This window comes from Nonomuraea sp. NPDC003754 (assembly GCF_053605785.1).
In genome coordinates this window covers 49,309-64,424 of the sequence record NZ_JBSGJX010000034.1, presented here as the reverse complement: position 1 = coordinate 64,424, position 15,116 = coordinate 49,309, and the positions used below count along the sequence as shown (strand labels likewise).

The window sequence follows — 15,116 nt, the reverse complement described above, 5'->3', positions numbered from 1 at the left end:
GCACCTACCCTTGACCGCGCGGGGACATGACGAGGCCATGGTGAACATCGGCTACACCCTGATGTCCGAGCAGACCCCGGCCCGCCAGCTCGTCGGCAACGCGGTGGCGGCGGAGCGTACCGGCTTCGACTTCGCCGTCATCTCCGACCACTACTTCCCGTGGCTGGAGGAGATGGGGCATTCGCCGTATGCCTGGTCGGTGCTCGGCGCCGTCGCCCACGCCACCCGGCGGCTGCCCCTCATGACGTACGTGACCTGCCCGATCATGCGCTACCACCCGGCCGTGGTCGCGCAGAAGGCCGCCACGATGGGGGTGCTGAGCGAGGGCAGGTTCACCCTCGGGCTGGGCGCGGGCGAGAACCTGAACGAGCACGTGATCGGCGAGGGCTGGCCGCCGGCGGACACCCGGCACCGGATGTTCGCCGAGGCCGTCGAGATCATCAGGCGGCTGTTCAGCGGCGACTACGTCACCTACAACGGCGAGTTCTACGACGTCGACTCCGCCAAGCTCTACGACCTGCCCGACGAGCGGGTGCCGATCGGCGTGGCCGCCTCCGGCGGCAGGTCCGCCCGGATCGCCGCCGAGCACGCCGACCTCCTCGTCGTCAACGATCCGATGCCCGAGGTCGTCGCGCAGTTCCAGGCCGCGGGCGGCGCCGGCAAGCCGATCTACGGCCAGCTCGCCCTGGCCTACGACAGCGACGCCGAGGCGGCGGAACAGCGGGCGCACCGGCTGTGGCGCTGGGCCGCGGCGGGCGGCTGGAAGGTCATGGCGGAGCTGCCGGGGCCGGTCAACTTCGAGGCGGCGGCGTCCTCGGTCCGTCCGGAGGACGTGGCGCGGAGCGTGCCCTGCGGCGCCGACGTGGACGCGGTCGTGCAGGCGGTGCGGGCGTTCGCCGACGCGGGGTTCACGCACGTGGCCCTCGTGCAGATCGGCGCCGACCAGCAGCAGCCGTTCTTCGAGTGGGCCGAGAAGGATCTCCTGCCCGCGCTGCGCGGCCTCTAGCAGCGGGATCGTCGTCGTCTCGCCGGCCGAAAAGTCGCGCCGGCACGCGTAAACGGCTTCACCGGGGTACGGGGCCGACATGCCTTTCGGTTTGTCGCTGCCCGGCCTACCCAGGCTGCCCGGCCTGCCCGGCCTGCCCAGGCTGCCGGGCCAGGATCTCGTGGCCGCACCGCTCAGGTGGGCCGCGGACAAGGCGGCGCAGGCGCCCGGCTGGGCCACCACCACCCTCGCGGAGCTGGCCGGCGTGCGCCGGTCGACGTGGACCTATCCGGGCCGGATCCACCTCGCGCTGTCGTGCCCGGTCCCCGAGCAGCTGACCGACGCGGTCGAGTCGGCCCTGTCGGTCCACCCCGGCGTCCGATGGGCGCGCGTCAACCTCGCGCTGGGCCGCGTGATCGTCGCCGTGGACGAGCCGCCGCCCTCCGTCGACGACCTCGTCGCCGTCCTGGACGAGGCCGAGCGGGCCGCCGTGGAGAAGGACCCGGCCATCACCGAGGGCACGTCGGCAGGGCCGCCGGTCGCCCTCGTGCTCGCCGCGGACGCGCTCGGGCTGGCGGTGACCGGCGTGGAGTGGCTCGTGCACCGGGCGCCCCTGCCGTCAGGGGTCGCCGGCGTCGCCGGCTACCTGAGCGCGGTCCCGCAGCTGCGCAAGGTGCTCGACGACTCGATCCCCGCCTGCCGGTCCTGGATGCCGATGGTGAACACGGCGATCCAGACACTCACCCCCGGCGGCACGGGCCTGGCCATCGACCTCGTGCAGCGGACGCTGCAGATCCGCCAGTCACGCGTACAGAACGACGTGTGGGCCGAGCGGGAGGAAGAGCTGACCGGCACCCCGGAACGCGCGCGCGCCCACGTGCGTGCCCCCGACCGGCCGCGGCGGCTGCCCAACGGGCCGATCGAGCGGCACGCCGAGAACGTGCTGTCCGGCAGCGCCATCGGCAGCCTGGCCGGAGGGGTGCTGACCGGCGACATGCAGCGGGGCCTCGAGGTCGCGCTGGCCGGACTGCCCAAGGCGTCGTCGGCGGGACGTGACGCCTTCGTCGCCGAGCTGGGCACGCTGCTGTCCCAGCGCGGCGTGATCATCGCCGGCTCCCAGGCGCTGAGCCGCCTGGACCGGGTCGACACGCTTGTGCTGGACGAGGACGTGCTGATCGCCGAGGACCTCATGATCGGCGAGGTGGCCGCCGCGGAGAAGGCCGACCACGAGGCGGTGGCCGCGCGGCTCCACGGTCTGTTCGAGCCGTCGGAGCCCGACCGGGTGCGCAGGGAGGGCGACTGGGCGCTCGGCCCCTACGACGAGCTGCCACGCAAGGGCTGGGCGGGCAGGTCGCACCACGACCGCTTCAGGAAGGGCGCCGCCGTCCACGTGCTGGCGCTGACGCACCGCGAGCGGCTCCAGGCCGTGATCGAGGTCGTGCGGGGGCGGGTGCCGGAGGCGCACGCGCTCGCCGTCGCCGCGCGCGGGGCGGACCTGCGGCTGGTCGAGGAGAGCGGCGAGGAGCTCGCCGCGTCGGTGCGCGAGCTGCAACGCCAGGGCGCCGTCGTCATGCTGGTGTCACGTGACGGCGCCGCGCTGGCCGCCGCCGACTGCGGCGTCGGCGTGTCCGGCCGCGACGGCCGGCCGCCGTGGGGCGCCCACCTGCTCGTCGGCGCCGACCTGGGCACCGCGGCGCTCGTCATCGAGTCGGCGCGCGACGCCCGGGCCGTCAGCGAGCGCGGCGTGACGCTCGCCAAGGCGGGCACCGGCGTGGCCGCGATCTACGGGCTGACCGACCGGATGAGCCGGGTGACCGGGCACGTGCTGTCGGCCGTGAACGGCGTGGCCGCGCTCTCGCTGGCGCAGGGCGCCTGGCAGGCCCACGCGAGCATGCGGCGGCCGATCGCGCCCGCCCTGTCCGTGACACCGTGGCACGCCATGCCGGTCGAGCGGGTGCTGGCCGTCCTGGAGACGCGGGACGGTGGGCTCAGCGCGGCCGGGGCGCAGGCGCGCCGCCGAGCGCGCGCGCCGGCGGCCTCACCGCTGGCGACGCTGGTGCGCGGTGTCGGGGCCGAGCTCGACAATCCGTTCACCCCGATGCTGGCGGCCGGCGCGGCGGGCTCGGCCGTCCTCGGCTCGCTCGTCGACGCCCTCCTCGTGGTCGCCGTCATGGGGGTCTCGGCCTTGGTGGGCGGCGTGCAGCGGACGGCCACCGCGAGCACCCTGGCCGAGCTGGCCGAAGAGACGAAGGTGCGCGCCCGGCTCCGGCGTGACGGCACGGAGAGCGAGGTGGAGGCGGGCGAGCTGGTGCCAGGGGACGTCGTCCTGCTCGACACCGGGCAGGTCGTGCCCGCAGACTGCCGCGTCATGGAAGCCGACGGGCTGGAGGTCGACGAGTCGTCGCTGACGGGGGAGTCGCTGCCGGTCCCCAAGGGCACCGGTGCGGTTCTCGCCCACCACGTCGCCGAGCGGAGCTCCATGCTGTACGAGGGGACCACGGTCGCCGCCGGCAGCGCCACCGCCGTCGTGGTGGCCGTGGGCGACGCCACCGAGTCCGGCCGGGCGATGGCCGCCACCGCCGGCGTCGAGCGGGTGAGCGGCGTGGAGGAGCGGCTGACGGCGATCACCAGGGCCACCACGCCCATCGCCATCGGCTCGGCGCTGGGCGTGACCCTGTCCGGCCTGCTGCGCGGCAGGCGCCTGCGCGAGACCCTCGGCGAGGGCGTCAACCTGGCCGTCGCCTCGGTGCCCGAGGGACTGCCGCTGCTCGTCAGCGCGGCCCAGCTGGCCGCGACGCGCCGGCTCGCCGCCGGCGGCGTGCACGCCCGCGACCCGGGGACCATCGAGGCGCTCGGCAGGGTCGAGGTGCTGTGCTTCGACAAGACAGGGACGCTCACGGAAGGCCGCATCCGGCTGGCCAGGGTGAGCGACGCCCAGCACGACAAGGACGTCGGCGCGCTCGACGACAGCCTGCGCGAGGTGCTCGCCGCGGCCCTGCGCGCCACCCCGCACTCCGCCGACGGGGACTACAGCCACGTCACCGACAGCGCGGTCGGCGAGGGCGCGGCCGAGCTCGGCGTCTCGCGCCAGACCGGCGCCGACGGCTGGGAGGAGATCACCGCGCTGCTGTTCGAGTCGTCCCGCGCCTACCACGCCACGCTCGGCCGGCACGGGTCCGACCGGCTGCTCAGCGTCAAGGGGGCACCCGAGGTCGTGGTGCCGCGCTGCGCCGGGCTCGACGAGGGGCGGCGGCGCGAGATCGAGGCCCGCGTCGACCACCTCACCTCGTCGGGGCACCGGGTCCTCGCCGTGGCCGAACGTCCCATGGACTCCGACGAGCTCACCGACGACGACATCGACGACCTGCGCTTCACCGGCCTCGTCGGGCTCGCCGACGTCGTCCGCGACACGGCCGGGTCGGCGGTCGCCGCGCTGCGCAACGCCGGCGTGCAGATCGTCATGCTCACCGGAGACCACCCGGGTACGGCCGGCGCCATCGCCGCCCACGTCACCGACGACCCTCACCCGCACGTCCTGACCGGCACCGACATCGACGAGATGGACGACGGCGCGCTGGACAAGACCCTCCCCGACGTGGACGTGGTCGCCCGCTGCACGCCCACCCACAAGGTCAGGGTGGTCGAGTCGTTCCAGCGCCTCGGCAGGGTCGTCGCGATGGCCGGCGACGGCTCCAACGACGCCGCCGGCATCCGGCTGGCCGACGTGGGCATCGCCGTCGGCTCCGGCGCGACCCCGGCCGCGCGGGCCGCCGCCGACCTGGTCGTGGCGGACGAGAGCCTGGAGACCATCATCTCGACGCTGGTCGAGGGGCGGGCCATGTGGGCCTCGGTCCGCGAGGCGCTGGCCATTCTCGTCGGCGGCAACCTCGGCGAGATCGGCTTCACGCTGATCGGGTCGCTCACCACCGGCCGCTCGCCGCTGACGGCCAGGCAGTTGCTGCTGGTGAACATGCTCACCGACCTCGCGCCCGCGCTGGCCATCGCCGTACGGGCGCCGTCGAAGGACGCCGCGGCGGCGCTGCTCGACGAGGGGCCGGAGACCTCTCTGGGTTCGGCGCTCACCCACGACATCGTGCGACGGGCCGTCTTCACCACCCTGGGCGCCGCCACCGGCTGGACGCTGGCCAGGCTGACGGGACCGCAGGCCCGGGCCCGCACCGTGGGGCTGGTCGCCCTCGTCGGCACCCAGCTCGCCCAGACGGTGATCGCGGGCGGCACGGGCCGCCCGGTCCTGCTCAGCTCGCTCGGGTCGGCGGCCGTGCTGGCCGCGATCGTGCAGGTGCCGGGGGTCAGCCAGTTCTTCGGCTGCGTGCCGCTCGACCCGCTCGCCTGGGGCACGGCGCTCGCCGCCGTGGCCGCCGCGGTGGTCGCGGAACGGTTCGTCCCCCTCGACCGGCTGCCCCTGATGAACCGCCTGCCGTGAAGTCCGCGCGCGGGGCGGCGAACCGGCGATGAGCAGCCCCACGGCCCGGTGGACCATCTCATGGCAAGCGCATAACCTACTGGTTACGCTTTCCGCCATGGACGAGGTGGCCTCGGCGATCGCCGACCCGGTACGGCGCGGCATCCTGACGATGCTGCGAGACTCACGGCTGCCCGCGGGCGAGATCGCCGATCGCTTCCCGATCAGCCGGCCGGCCGTGAGCCGCCACCTTCGGGTCCTGAGAGAGAGCGGTCTGGTCCGGGACGAGCTCGTCGGACGGCAGCGCTTCTACGTGCTCGACGCCGACCGGTTCACCGAGCTGGCCGCATGGCTGGCCCAGTTCGTCCAGCCCTCGGCCTGGGAGCGGCGCCTCGACGCGCTGGAGACGGAGGTCTACCGCACCCGCCGCGAACGCCGCCGCGACCCGGGCGACCACGAGAAGGAGGACACGGCATGACCCCCAGACCCACCGCACGCCTGTTCCGCACCCGCGACGGCAGCGACCTCGTCTTCATCCGGACGTTCCGCGCGTCCGCCGAGGACGTGTGGGCCAGCGTCACCGAGCCCGACCGCACGGCCCGCTGGTTCGGGGCGGTGGGAAGGCGAGGCCGCGCCCGGCCGCACGATCAAGCTTCAGGCGGCGTTCGAGGAGAACGCGCCGTGGAGCGACGTGCTCGTCGAGGCGTGCGACCCGCCACGGCGGCTGGCGCTCTCGACGACCGACCAGTATGGGACCTGGCGGCTGGAACTCCTGCTGTCCGAGGCGGTCGGCGCGACCGAGCTGCGGCTGGTGCAGCACCTCGTCACCGAGGAAGGGCTCGGCGAGGTCGGGCCGGGCTGGGAGTACTACCTCGACATGCTCGTGTCCGCGCGCGACGGCTCGCCTCGGCCCGACTTCGCACGCCGACTACTACCCCGCGATGGCGAGCTACTTCGCGGACCTGCCCGCCCAGCACGGAGGGTGAGCGTGTGGCGCCGCTCACCAGGACGGATCAATCATCACACGTGCCACATCTTGATCAGAGAAGGCGGATCGTACGATACTGCGGCGGAGAGTCACCTATGTCGCAAGAGTTAGCTTTTGCGACGCGTGTTGCTCCCTGACATGTTTGGAGTGGGGATCATCGCCATGTCGGTTGCCGCGGGCGCTGTCGCGACCACACCACGAATCCTTCCCTTCTATCGGGCCATCCCCCGCCTCATGAAGGATCCTGTCACCGAACTGGCCAAGATGGCCACCGAGGCGGGCGGTCAGGTCGTCCAGCTCGGCCTCGGCCCGTTCAGGCCATACCTGGTGACCCACCCCGCCCATGTCCAGCGGGTACTGAAGACCGACTGGACCGGGTTCGTGCGCGAGGGCATGTTCTGGCGGCCGCTGCGTCGCGTGACCGGCCAGAGCATCCTCGGGGAAGGTGAGGGCTGGGAGTCCAGCAGGAAGATCCTGCAGCCGCTCTTCACCGCCAGGTACACGGCCTCGCTGGGCGAGGACATGGCCGACATCATCGCCGATTCCATCAGTGAACTGGAGGAGCACGCGCGAACCGGCCGGCTGGTCGACGGCGGTTACCAGATGACGACCATCGTCAACCAGGCCGTCATCAAGGTGCTCTTCGGTGGCCGGATCTCCCGCGACATCGCCGAGCGGCTGGCGCCCGAGCTCGCCACCTGCGCCACGTCGATAGCCTTTCGGCTGCTGTTCCCCTTCGTGTCCTACTCCATCAAGGTGCCAGGGGACCGCGCTTTCCTGGCCGCCGCACAGAAGATCGACGAGATCGTCTACCCGCTGATCGATCAGGCACGCGCCGAGAAGAGCACGAGGAACGAGGTGGTTGCGGCGCTGATCGAGGCGCGGATGGCGCACGGCGGCGAGGCGGATGCCCGGCAGGTCCGCGACGATCTGGTCAGCATCTACGGGGCCGCCTCGGAGACCACGGCCATGTCGCTGACCTGGCTGTGGTCCGTCCTGCACGACCACCCCGACGTGTATGCCAGGCTGCTGGAGGAGATCGACGAGGTAGTGGGCGAAGGCCCCATTCGGCCGGCGCACGTGCCCAAGCTCGTGTATCTCCGGATGGTCCTGCAGGAGTTGCTGCGTGTCTACCCGTCAGCCTGGATCATTCCGCGCCAGGCGGTGGCCGACACCGACATCGGCGGAGTCAGGATCAAAGCGGGCTCACAAGTGCTGGTCAGCCCGTACGCGACCCACCGGTTGGCCGAGTTTTGGGACCGGCCGCTGGAGTTCGACCCTGAGCGCTGGGCGACGGAGAACACCGAGCGGCGGCACCGTTACAGCTTCATCCCCTTCGGCGCCGGCCCGCACGTCTGCCTCGGCCAGCACCTGTTCTACGTGGAAGCCCCGCTGGTGATCGCCAACCTGCTGCGCAGGTACCGGGTGGAACTGACCAACCCGCAGCGCCTCACGCCCGTGCCGGGCGCGTCGGTGCGGCCGAAGGAGAAGCTCATGCTGAAGCTGGTGCCGAGGGCGCGGGACTGACGGGTGAGCGAGCGAAACAGACCGGTACGGCCGACGGAGGTGGGCGGGTGAGCATCACCGCTCAGGGAGTACCGGAGACGATCCCGGCCGCGGACGCGCTGCTGACCGATCTCATGCGCAGGCCGTGGGGCCAGGTCTCCCCGTCGGTCTACGAGACCGGCCGGCTGGTCACCCTGGCTCCGTGGCTGGTCGGGCACGAGGAGCGGCTCGCCTTCCTGGTGGCCACCCAGCGGCCGGACGGCAGCTGGGGGGCGCCGGACGGCTACGGCCTCGTGCCGACGCTGAGCGCCACCGAGGCGATCCTGTCGGCGCTGCTGCGCGACGACCACGGCGCCCCCGGCGCCGACCGGCACCCCTTCGAGTCCGAGGACGGCGACCGGCACGGCCTCGAAGGGGCTGAGCGGCACGGCCTCGAAGGGGCTGACCGGTACTCCCTCGGCGAGGCCGACCGGCGCCGCCTCGAGGAGGCGGCCCGGCGCGGCCTGCGTGCTCTGGCCGACTACCTGGGCGCGCGGCGGGAACTTCCCGACATGCCGGCGATCGAGCACATCGTGCCCTCGCTCGTGGCGCTCATCAACCAGCACGTGCAGGCGCTGCCCGGCCAGCCGCCGCTGCCGCTGCCCGACGACATGAGCTACGACACGCTCGCGCTGATCAGGTCGTGGATCGCGGCGGGGACGGAAGTCCCGGAGAAACTGCTGCACGCCCTGGAGATCGCGGGCCCGGCGGCCAGCGGCGCGCCCGCGGTCGCCCCGACGGCGATCGGCACCGTCGGGGCCTCGCCCGCGGCCACCGCGGCCTGGCTGGGAGAGCGCGGGTGGCGCGACGCGGACGACCCGGCGCGCGGCCACCTCGAGGCGCTCGCCCGGCGGCACGGCGGCCCCGTGCCCGTCGGGGTGCCGATCACGGTGTTCGAGCGGGGCTGGGTGCTCAGCTGGCTGATCCGCGCCGGAGTGCCGATCGACGTGCCGCCGGAGATGGTCGCCGATCTCAGGGCGGCGATCGGGCCCGCCGGGACGCCCGCCGGACCGGGGCTCCCGGCCGACGCCGACACGACGTCGGTGGCGCTGTACGCGCTGTCGCTGCTCGGCGCGCCGTACGAGCCGGACAGCCTGTGGGTCTTCCACTCCGGCACGCACTTCTCCACCTGGCCGGGGGAGCAGGGCTCCTCTGTCAGCGTCAACGCGCACGTGCTGGACGCCTTCGGCCAGTACGTCGCGCGCCGTCCCGCCGCCGCCGACCGCTACGGCGCGGCCATCACCGGAACGGCCGAGTGGATCCGGGACCGGCAGCGGTCCGACGGGAGCTGGGACGACCGCTGGCACGCGTCGCCGTACTACGCCACGGCCAGCTGCGCGCTGGCCCTCGACGAGTTCGGCGGCGAGGAGTCGGCGGCTGCCGTGCGCGCCGCCGCCGACTGGGTGCTGGACGGCCAGCGCGCCGACGGGTCGTGGGGGCGGTGGGAGGGCACCGCGGAGGAGACCGCCTACGCCATGATGACGCTGCTGCTGACCGGCCCGCGCGGGAGCGACCCGCGGCGTGCCGAGGCGGCGGCCCGCGGCCACGCCCATCTGGTGCGCTCGGCGGGTGCCGACCATCCGCCGCTGTGGCACGACAAGGACCTCTACACGCCGGTCGCCGTGGTCCGCGCCGCGGTGCTCGCCGCCTCCTACCTCGCCCAGCAGGCCTGCTAGGCCTCGTAGCCCTCGGCGTCGGCGGCCAGTTCGCCGACGGTGTAGGCGTGGGTGTCCCTGGCCAGGTACCAGTGGTTGTTGAACGTCACACTCCGCCGCTGGCCTTCGGCGATCCGTTCCAGTGCGGCGGGTATCGTCGCCAGCTCCGCCCGGAACGCCGCCTCCAGCTCGTCTATGGCGGTCATGACCTGGTGAACCGCCGCCGCGGCAGTCGTACCTGTACCCTCCAGAATGGCCACCGAGTTGGGCTTGCCCTCTGATTTCTCCCTCTCAAACGTCCTGATGTCGTTGGCGAGCCGGACACATGACGCGCCAAGCCGCGTCGTGGCCTCGACCGATGTCCAGTGTGAGGCGTCGGCGGGGAGGGGGCCGCAGACGGCCAGGGCGGCCGACCACCAGGTGGGGTACAGGATGGTGAGCAGCCCGTTGGCGAGATAGTCGTCGTACGAAGGCCACGGTTGCTTCGCGGCGGCCCACGCCCGTTCCCGAGCCATGGCCGCGCCCGCGAGTTCCAGCTGCCGTGCCAGGTTCGGGGCGTGGACCGCCGCGCCGGCGTACCCGTGAAAACGGGCGCACCACCGCGTCCACGCCGCCACCACCTGGCCCATCGGTGTCTCGGACGCCTCACGGCCGGCCTCGCCCGACAGGATCGCGGGAAGCCGGGTGAAGAACGCGGTGAACTCGGGTTCGGACCACTGGCCTGCGATGCTGTCGGCGATGTCGTCGACGCCAAACAGGATGGCGGTCAACGCCGCGAGGTCGGCGATCTGGCCACGGCGTGCGCGCGGAAACGCGGCTGCGGTCGTGAGGCAGCTGAAGGCCAGCCTGCTGGCCGAACTCTCACCGTCGGCGAACAGGACCGGAAAGGGACGCAGGAGCGCCGCGGCCTCGGGCACCGCGTCAAGCGCGGACCGAAGGACAACACCTCTGTCGGCTTCCGGTACGCCGGCAAGTTGGTTGGAGCTCTGGAGCAAGCGGTCCGCGAGGGGGTTGCGAATGCCGAAGTATGCCTCTGGGCTGGTGCCGCTCACTCGACGACTATATCCGTACACGATCTTACGCAGGCGTGAAAGTTACAATTGAAATCTTATTCTGTCAAGACATTTGTTGACTTGTATGACGATCATGACCCTTGCTAAAGTGCCGGGGTCGTTAGCGCCGCTATGCAACCATATGACTTCGCGGAGTAGGTACTATGCGCCCCCGCAATTCCCGCCTGCGCACCAAGATCACGGCCATGCTTCTCTCCCTGGCCGCACTCTGGGCGTTCGCGGCCTGGGTCACCCTGCGTGAAGGCATCAACCTGCTCTGGGTCGCACAGCTCGACAGCAGCGTGATAGGCCCCAGCGAGCCGCTGCTCGTCGAGCTTCAGAAGGAACGCAGAGCCTCAATGATGCATCTCGCGGAAGTCTCCACCGGATCCCAGGAGGAACTGCACAAGCAGCGCCAGCGAGCGGACAGGTTCCTGGCCGACTTCAGGACCGCGGCGCGGGCGGACATCGTCGAGTGGGCCACCGACGACGACGGCGAGCGGCGGCTCGACGAGCTGTTCGCCAAGCTCGACGGCCTCCCGAAGGTCAGGGCAGCTGTCGATGCCGGGCGCACCAGCCGGATCAAGGCCAGCAGCGCCTACGCCGACATCATCGACTCCTTTTATCCGCTGTACGGCTCGCTGGCCACCATCGATGACAAGACGGTCGCCAAGGACATTCGCACCCTCATGACGCTGAGCAGGGCGCGAGAGATCATGGCCACCGAAGACGCCCTGCTGGCCGGCGCGCTCGCCGCCGGGCGGTTGAGCGCCGAGGAGCACGCGCAGTTCATCAAGACCATGGGCGCCTGGCGCGTCGTCGCCGAGCAGGCGGCCGCCGAGCTGCCGAGCGCCGACCGGGCCGCCTACGACAAGCTTCTCAGCGGCCCGGTGTTCACCCGGCTGGGCGAGCTCGAGAACCTGCTCGCCGAATACGGCCAGAGCACCCAGAGCATCCCGTTCGGCGCCGAGCAGTGGAAGGCGACCACCGAGCAGGCCCTGGCCGACTTCAACACCATGGTGCTCACGGCCGGAGACGGCGTGGTCGACCGCGCGACGCCCGTCGCGGCCGGCGTCGTCGTGCGGCTGGTGCTGGCCGGCGGCCTGGGACTCATCGCGGTCATCGCCTCGATCGTCCTGTCCATCACCACGGCGCGGTCGCTGTTCGCGCAGCTGCAGAAACTCCGCGACGCGGCGCACGAGCTGTCCGACGAGCGGCTGCCCCGGGTGGTCGAACGCATCGGGCACGGCGAGCACGTCGACGTCGCCGTCGAGGCGCCCCCGCTCCAGTTCGGCGCCGACGAGATCGGCCAGGTCGGCCAGGCGTTCAACACCGTGCAGGAGACCGCCATCCGCATCGCCGCCGAGCAGGCCGCGCTGCGGCAGAGCATCCGCGACATCCTGCTCAGCCTGGCCCGCCGTACGCAGGGGCTGGTGCACCGGCAGCTCAGCGTGCTGGACGTGATGGAGCGGCGCGAGACCGACCCGGAGGACCTGAAGGAGCTCTTCCGGCTGGACCACCTGGCCATCCGCATGCGCCGCAACGCCGAGAACCTGATCGTGCTGTCCGGCGCCTCGCCGGCGCGTACCTGGCGCAACTCGGTGCCCATGGTCGACGTGGTCCGCGGCGCGCTGGCCGAGGTCGAGGACTACACGCGGGTGGACATCCTCCCGATGGGCGACGTCGTTCTCGTGGGCCGGGCCGTCGGTGACGTCATCCACCTGCTGGCCGAGCTCATCGAGAACGCCGCCTCGTTCTCCCCGCCCTACACCAACGTCCAGGTCGGCGGGCAGTTCGTGGCCAACGGCTACGTCGTGGAGGTCGAGGACCGCGGCCTCGGCATGAAGCCCGAGGACCTGGACGCCGCCAACGACCGCATCGCCAACCCGCCCGAGTTCCGCATCACCGGCACCACCGCGCGCCTCGGCCTGTACGTGGTCAGCCGCCTGGCCGAACGCCACGGGATCCAGGTGTCGCTGCGCTCCTCGGCGTACGGGGGGACCACGGTCGTGGTGCTGCTGCCGCGCGAGCTCGTCGAGACGGACCAGGGACGACCCGACGACGACCCGGAGGCCGACCTGCCCGCGGGTCTGCCGCGCAGGCAGACCGCGGCGCCCGCGGCCGGGCGCACGGCCACCTTCACCGCGCCCCGGCCGCGCACCGCGCAGCACTCCGACATGGCCCACCTGTCCGACCTGGCCCAGCTCTCCGAGATCGCACAGGTCTCCGACCTGGCACAGCGCTCCGGTACGGCCCAGCGCTCCGGTAGCGCGCAGCGCCCGCACCCGGATCTGGACCCGCACCCGGACCCGGACTCGCGCCCAGGACCGGACTCCCGCCCGCAGCTGGACCGCCGCCCGGTCCGGGACTCCCGCCCAGCGCCGGACTCCCGCCCGGAGCTCGACTCCCGCCCGGGGTCGCAGCCGCGCTCGGCGCCGCAGCTCCGCACGGTGCCGCCGCTCGGCGGCCCCGACACGACGCCCGCTCCCGGCGCCGCTGCGCCATCACCCGGCGCCGCGCCGTCCAGCACCGCGTCGCCCGCCGCCGACCTGCCCAAGTCCCCGCCGGCCGGCCGTACCCCGTCCGGGCTGCCGCTCAGGGTGCCCCAGGCCAACCTGGCCCCCGCGCTGCGCGACGAAGCCCCCGCCACGCCGCCGAGCCGGCAGGACGACGGTGACGAGCGCTCGCCGGAGGAGATCAGGGCCATGATGGGCTCGCTGCAGATGGGCAGCAAGCTCGGCAGGTCCGAGGCGGCCAAGCTCATGCAGGACGATCGGTCGGGAGACGACGAGTGACCAGTACCAGCCCAGATCTGAACTGGCTGCTGGACGATCTGATCAGCCGGGTCGGCAACACCGAGCACGCCATCGTGCTGTCCTCCGACGGGTTGCTGATGGCCTCCTCCGCGGGGTTGGAACGCACCGACGGCGAACACCTGTCCGCCGTGGCCTCCGGGGTGCAGAGCCTGGCCAGGGGAGTCGCCGAGCACGTGAAGGGCGGCGCGGTCCGCCAGACGGTCATCGAGTGGAAGTCCGGCTTCCTCATCGTCAGCGTGGCGGGGGAGCGGGCCTGCCTGGCCGTCCTCTGCGACCAGGCGGCCGACATCGGCCTGGTCGCCTACGAGATGGCCATGCTCGTCGCCCGCGTCGGCCAGTACCTCACCTCGGAGGCGCGCACCACTCTGGCGCAGGGCGGGGGCGAACGGTGAGCCGGCCGGACGAGCCCGCCGACGGCACCTGGGTCGATCCGCAGGTCGTCCGGCCCTACGTGGTCACGCGCGGGCGTACCCAGCCTGCCAGTGGCACGTTCGACATGATCTCCATGGCGCTCGCTCTGGGGCCGGTGCCGGGCCCGGAGTCCGGCCTGGACCCCGAGCACCTGTCGATCCTGCGGATCTGCCGCGTGCCGAAGTCCGTCGCCGAGATCGCCGCGGACCTCGACCTGCCCATCAACACGATCCGCGTGCTTCTCGGGGATCTGTACGAACGGAATCTCGTCTCCGCGCAGGAACCACACTACGAGGCGGACATGAACGACATGAACCTCTACCGGGCGGTGCTCGATGGCCTTCGGGCGCTCTGACGGGCCGCGCATGCCGACCGCGATCAAGATCCTGGTCGCGGGTGGCTTCGGCGCGGGCAAGACCACCATGGTGGGCGCGGTCTCCGAGATCAAGCCGTTGCGGACCGAGGAGGCCCTGACCGACCGCAGCGTCGGCGTGGACGACCTGTCCGGTGTGAGCGACAAGCGCACGACGACCGTCGCGATGGACTTCGGCCGCATCACGATCAGCAAGGACTACGTCCTCTACCTGTTCGGCACCCCCGGCCAGGAGCGGTTCTGGTTCGTCTGGGACGAGCTGGCCGAAGGCTCGCTGGGGGCCGTCGTGCTGGCCGACACCCGGCGCCTGGCCGACTGCTTCCCGTCGATCGACTACTTCGAACGGCGGGGCACGCCCTTCGTGGTCGCGGTGAACGCCTTCGAGGGCGCCCCCACCTACGAGCTGGACGAGGTACGGCTCGCGCTCCAGCTCAGCCCGTCGATCCCCATCGTGATGTGCGACGCCAGGAAGCGGCAGTCGAGCCGCGACGTGCTCGTCGCGCTGGTGAAGCACGCGGCCGAGATGCGCGTGGAGGCGGTCGGCGGCTGACCCGCGACCTCCGAGCCGCCTGAGCGTGGCGGCGGTCGGCGGCTGACCTGCGCATGCCGGTGGTCGGCGGCTGACCCGCGACCTTCGCACCGCGCGGCCCGGGCCAGGGCCCCGCGGCTGCGGGGTCGCCCCTCGCCGTCATGAATCTACTTTGTAAAGGGCCCGGGGTCCCTTCCGGCACAACTTGCGGAGTGTTTTGCTCCGCTATAGTGTGCCCACATATCGGAGTGATTTGCTCCGGTATGGAAGGGGACGGCAGCGGCGGCCCCTGCGTCGCGCCGAGCCTCGTCCCGGCAGGCGAGCCGTTCCCCGCTGACG

At 72.3% G+C, this 15,116-nt stretch carries 11 protein-coding genes; 10 read left to right on the top strand and 1 reads right to left on the bottom strand.

Annotated elements, in window-relative coordinates:
• The first annotated feature begins 37 nt into the window (after window positions 1-37).
• From ACWEVS_RS33265 to ACWEVS_RS33240, 6 genes are all read left to right on the top strand, one after another.
• Window positions 38-1,006, top strand: coding sequence for a TIGR03557 family F420-dependent LLM class oxidoreductase (locus ACWEVS_RS33265; protein WP_449918815.1), 969 nt, complete (start codon window positions 38-40; stop codon window positions 1,004-1,006).
• 79 nt (window positions 1,007-1,085) lie between these two features.
• Entirely contained in the window at window positions 1,086-5,429 is a 4,344-nt protein-coding gene (locus ACWEVS_RS33260; protein ID WP_452554642.1) for an HAD-IC family P-type ATPase, read from the top strand.
• A gap of 97 nt (window positions 5,430-5,526) precedes the next feature.
• Window positions 5,527-5,886, top strand: coding sequence for a metalloregulator ArsR/SmtB family transcription factor (locus ACWEVS_RS33255; RefSeq protein WP_452554640.1), 360 nt, complete (start codon window positions 5,527-5,529; stop codon window positions 5,884-5,886).
• A gap of 168 nt (window positions 5,887-6,054) precedes the next feature.
• Window positions 6,055-6,507, top strand: a complete 453-nt coding sequence (locus ACWEVS_RS33250; protein WP_452554686.1) for a hypothetical protein — start codon at window positions 6,055-6,057, stop codon at window positions 6,505-6,507.
• A 27-nt stretch (window positions 6,508-6,534) separates the two neighbouring features.
• Window positions 6,535-7,923: a cytochrome P450 gene (locus ACWEVS_RS33245; RefSeq protein ID WP_452554638.1), complete on the top strand. Its 1,389-nt coding sequence runs from the start codon at window positions 6,535-6,537 to the stop codon at window positions 7,921-7,923.
• A gap of 47 nt (window positions 7,924-7,970) precedes the next feature.
• On the top strand, window positions 7,971-9,617 hold the full coding sequence (locus ACWEVS_RS33240) for a prenyltransferase/squalene oxidase repeat-containing protein (protein WP_452554636.1): 1,647 nt from the start codon (window positions 7,971-7,973) through the stop codon (window positions 9,615-9,617).
• On the opposite strand, the gene ACWEVS_RS33235 is transcribed toward ACWEVS_RS33240, so the two are convergent.
• A complete protein-coding gene (locus ACWEVS_RS33235; protein ID WP_452554634.1) occupies window positions 9,614-10,648 on the bottom strand; it encodes a terpene synthase family protein in 1,035 nt (344 codons plus the stop codon). The two genes, ACWEVS_RS33240 and ACWEVS_RS33235, sit on opposite strands and share 4 nt — an antisense overlap.
• 206 nt (window positions 10,649-10,854) lie before the next feature.
• Between ACWEVS_RS33235 and ACWEVS_RS33230 the strand changes: the two genes are divergently transcribed.
• From ACWEVS_RS33230 to ACWEVS_RS33215, 4 genes are read left to right on the top strand one after another with little or no spacing between them, the layout of a single operon-like run.
• Window positions 10,855-13,443 carry a nitrate- and nitrite sensing domain-containing protein gene (locus ACWEVS_RS33230; protein ID WP_452554632.1) on the top strand — a complete coding sequence of 863 codons (2,589 nt, stop codon included), beginning with the start codon at window positions 10,855-10,857 and terminating at the stop codon, window positions 13,441-13,443.
• On the top strand, window positions 13,440-13,856 hold the full coding sequence (locus tag ACWEVS_RS33225) for a roadblock/LC7 domain-containing protein (protein ID WP_449918828.1): 417 nt from the start codon (window positions 13,440-13,442) through the stop codon (window positions 13,854-13,856). The genes ACWEVS_RS33230 and ACWEVS_RS33225 overlap by 4 nt, the downstream gene beginning before the upstream one ends.
• Complete coding sequence (locus ACWEVS_RS33220; protein WP_354908079.1) at window positions 13,853-14,230, top strand: DUF742 domain-containing protein; 378 nt, start codon at window positions 13,853-13,855, stop codon at window positions 14,228-14,230. The genes ACWEVS_RS33225 and ACWEVS_RS33220 overlap by 4 nt, the downstream gene beginning before the upstream one ends.
• Window positions 14,211-14,798 (top strand): GTP-binding protein, encoded by a 588-nt coding sequence (locus ACWEVS_RS33215; protein WP_354908080.1) that lies wholly within the window; start codon window positions 14,211-14,213, stop codon window positions 14,796-14,798. The genes ACWEVS_RS33220 and ACWEVS_RS33215 overlap by 20 nt, the downstream gene beginning before the upstream one ends.
• Window positions 14,799-15,116: the final 318 nt, after the last annotated feature.

Bases quoted from the DNA above. Each gene is read 5' to 3' on its own strand.
- ACWEVS_RS33265 (WP_449918815.1), top strand. From the start codon at position 38: ATGGTGAACATCGGCTACACCCTGATGTCCGAGCAGACCCCGGCCCGC.
- ACWEVS_RS33230 (WP_452554632.1), top strand. From the start codon at position 10,855: ATGCTTCTCTCCCTGGCCGCACTCTGGGCGTTCGCGGCCTGGGTCACC.
- ACWEVS_RS33260 (WP_452554642.1), top strand. From the start codon at position 1,086: ATGCCTTTCGGTTTGTCGCTGCCCGGCCTACCCAGGCTGCCCGGCCTG.
- ACWEVS_RS33255 (WP_452554640.1), top strand. From the start codon at position 5,527: ATGGACGAGGTGGCCTCGGCGATCGCCGACCCGGTACGGCGCGGCATC.
- ACWEVS_RS33215 (WP_354908080.1), top strand. From the start codon at position 14,211: ATGGCCTTCGGGCGCTCTGACGGGCCGCGCATGCCGACCGCGATCAAG.
- ACWEVS_RS33245 (WP_452554638.1), top strand. From the start codon at position 6,535: ATGTTTGGAGTGGGGATCATCGCCATGTCGGTTGCCGCGGGCGCTGTC.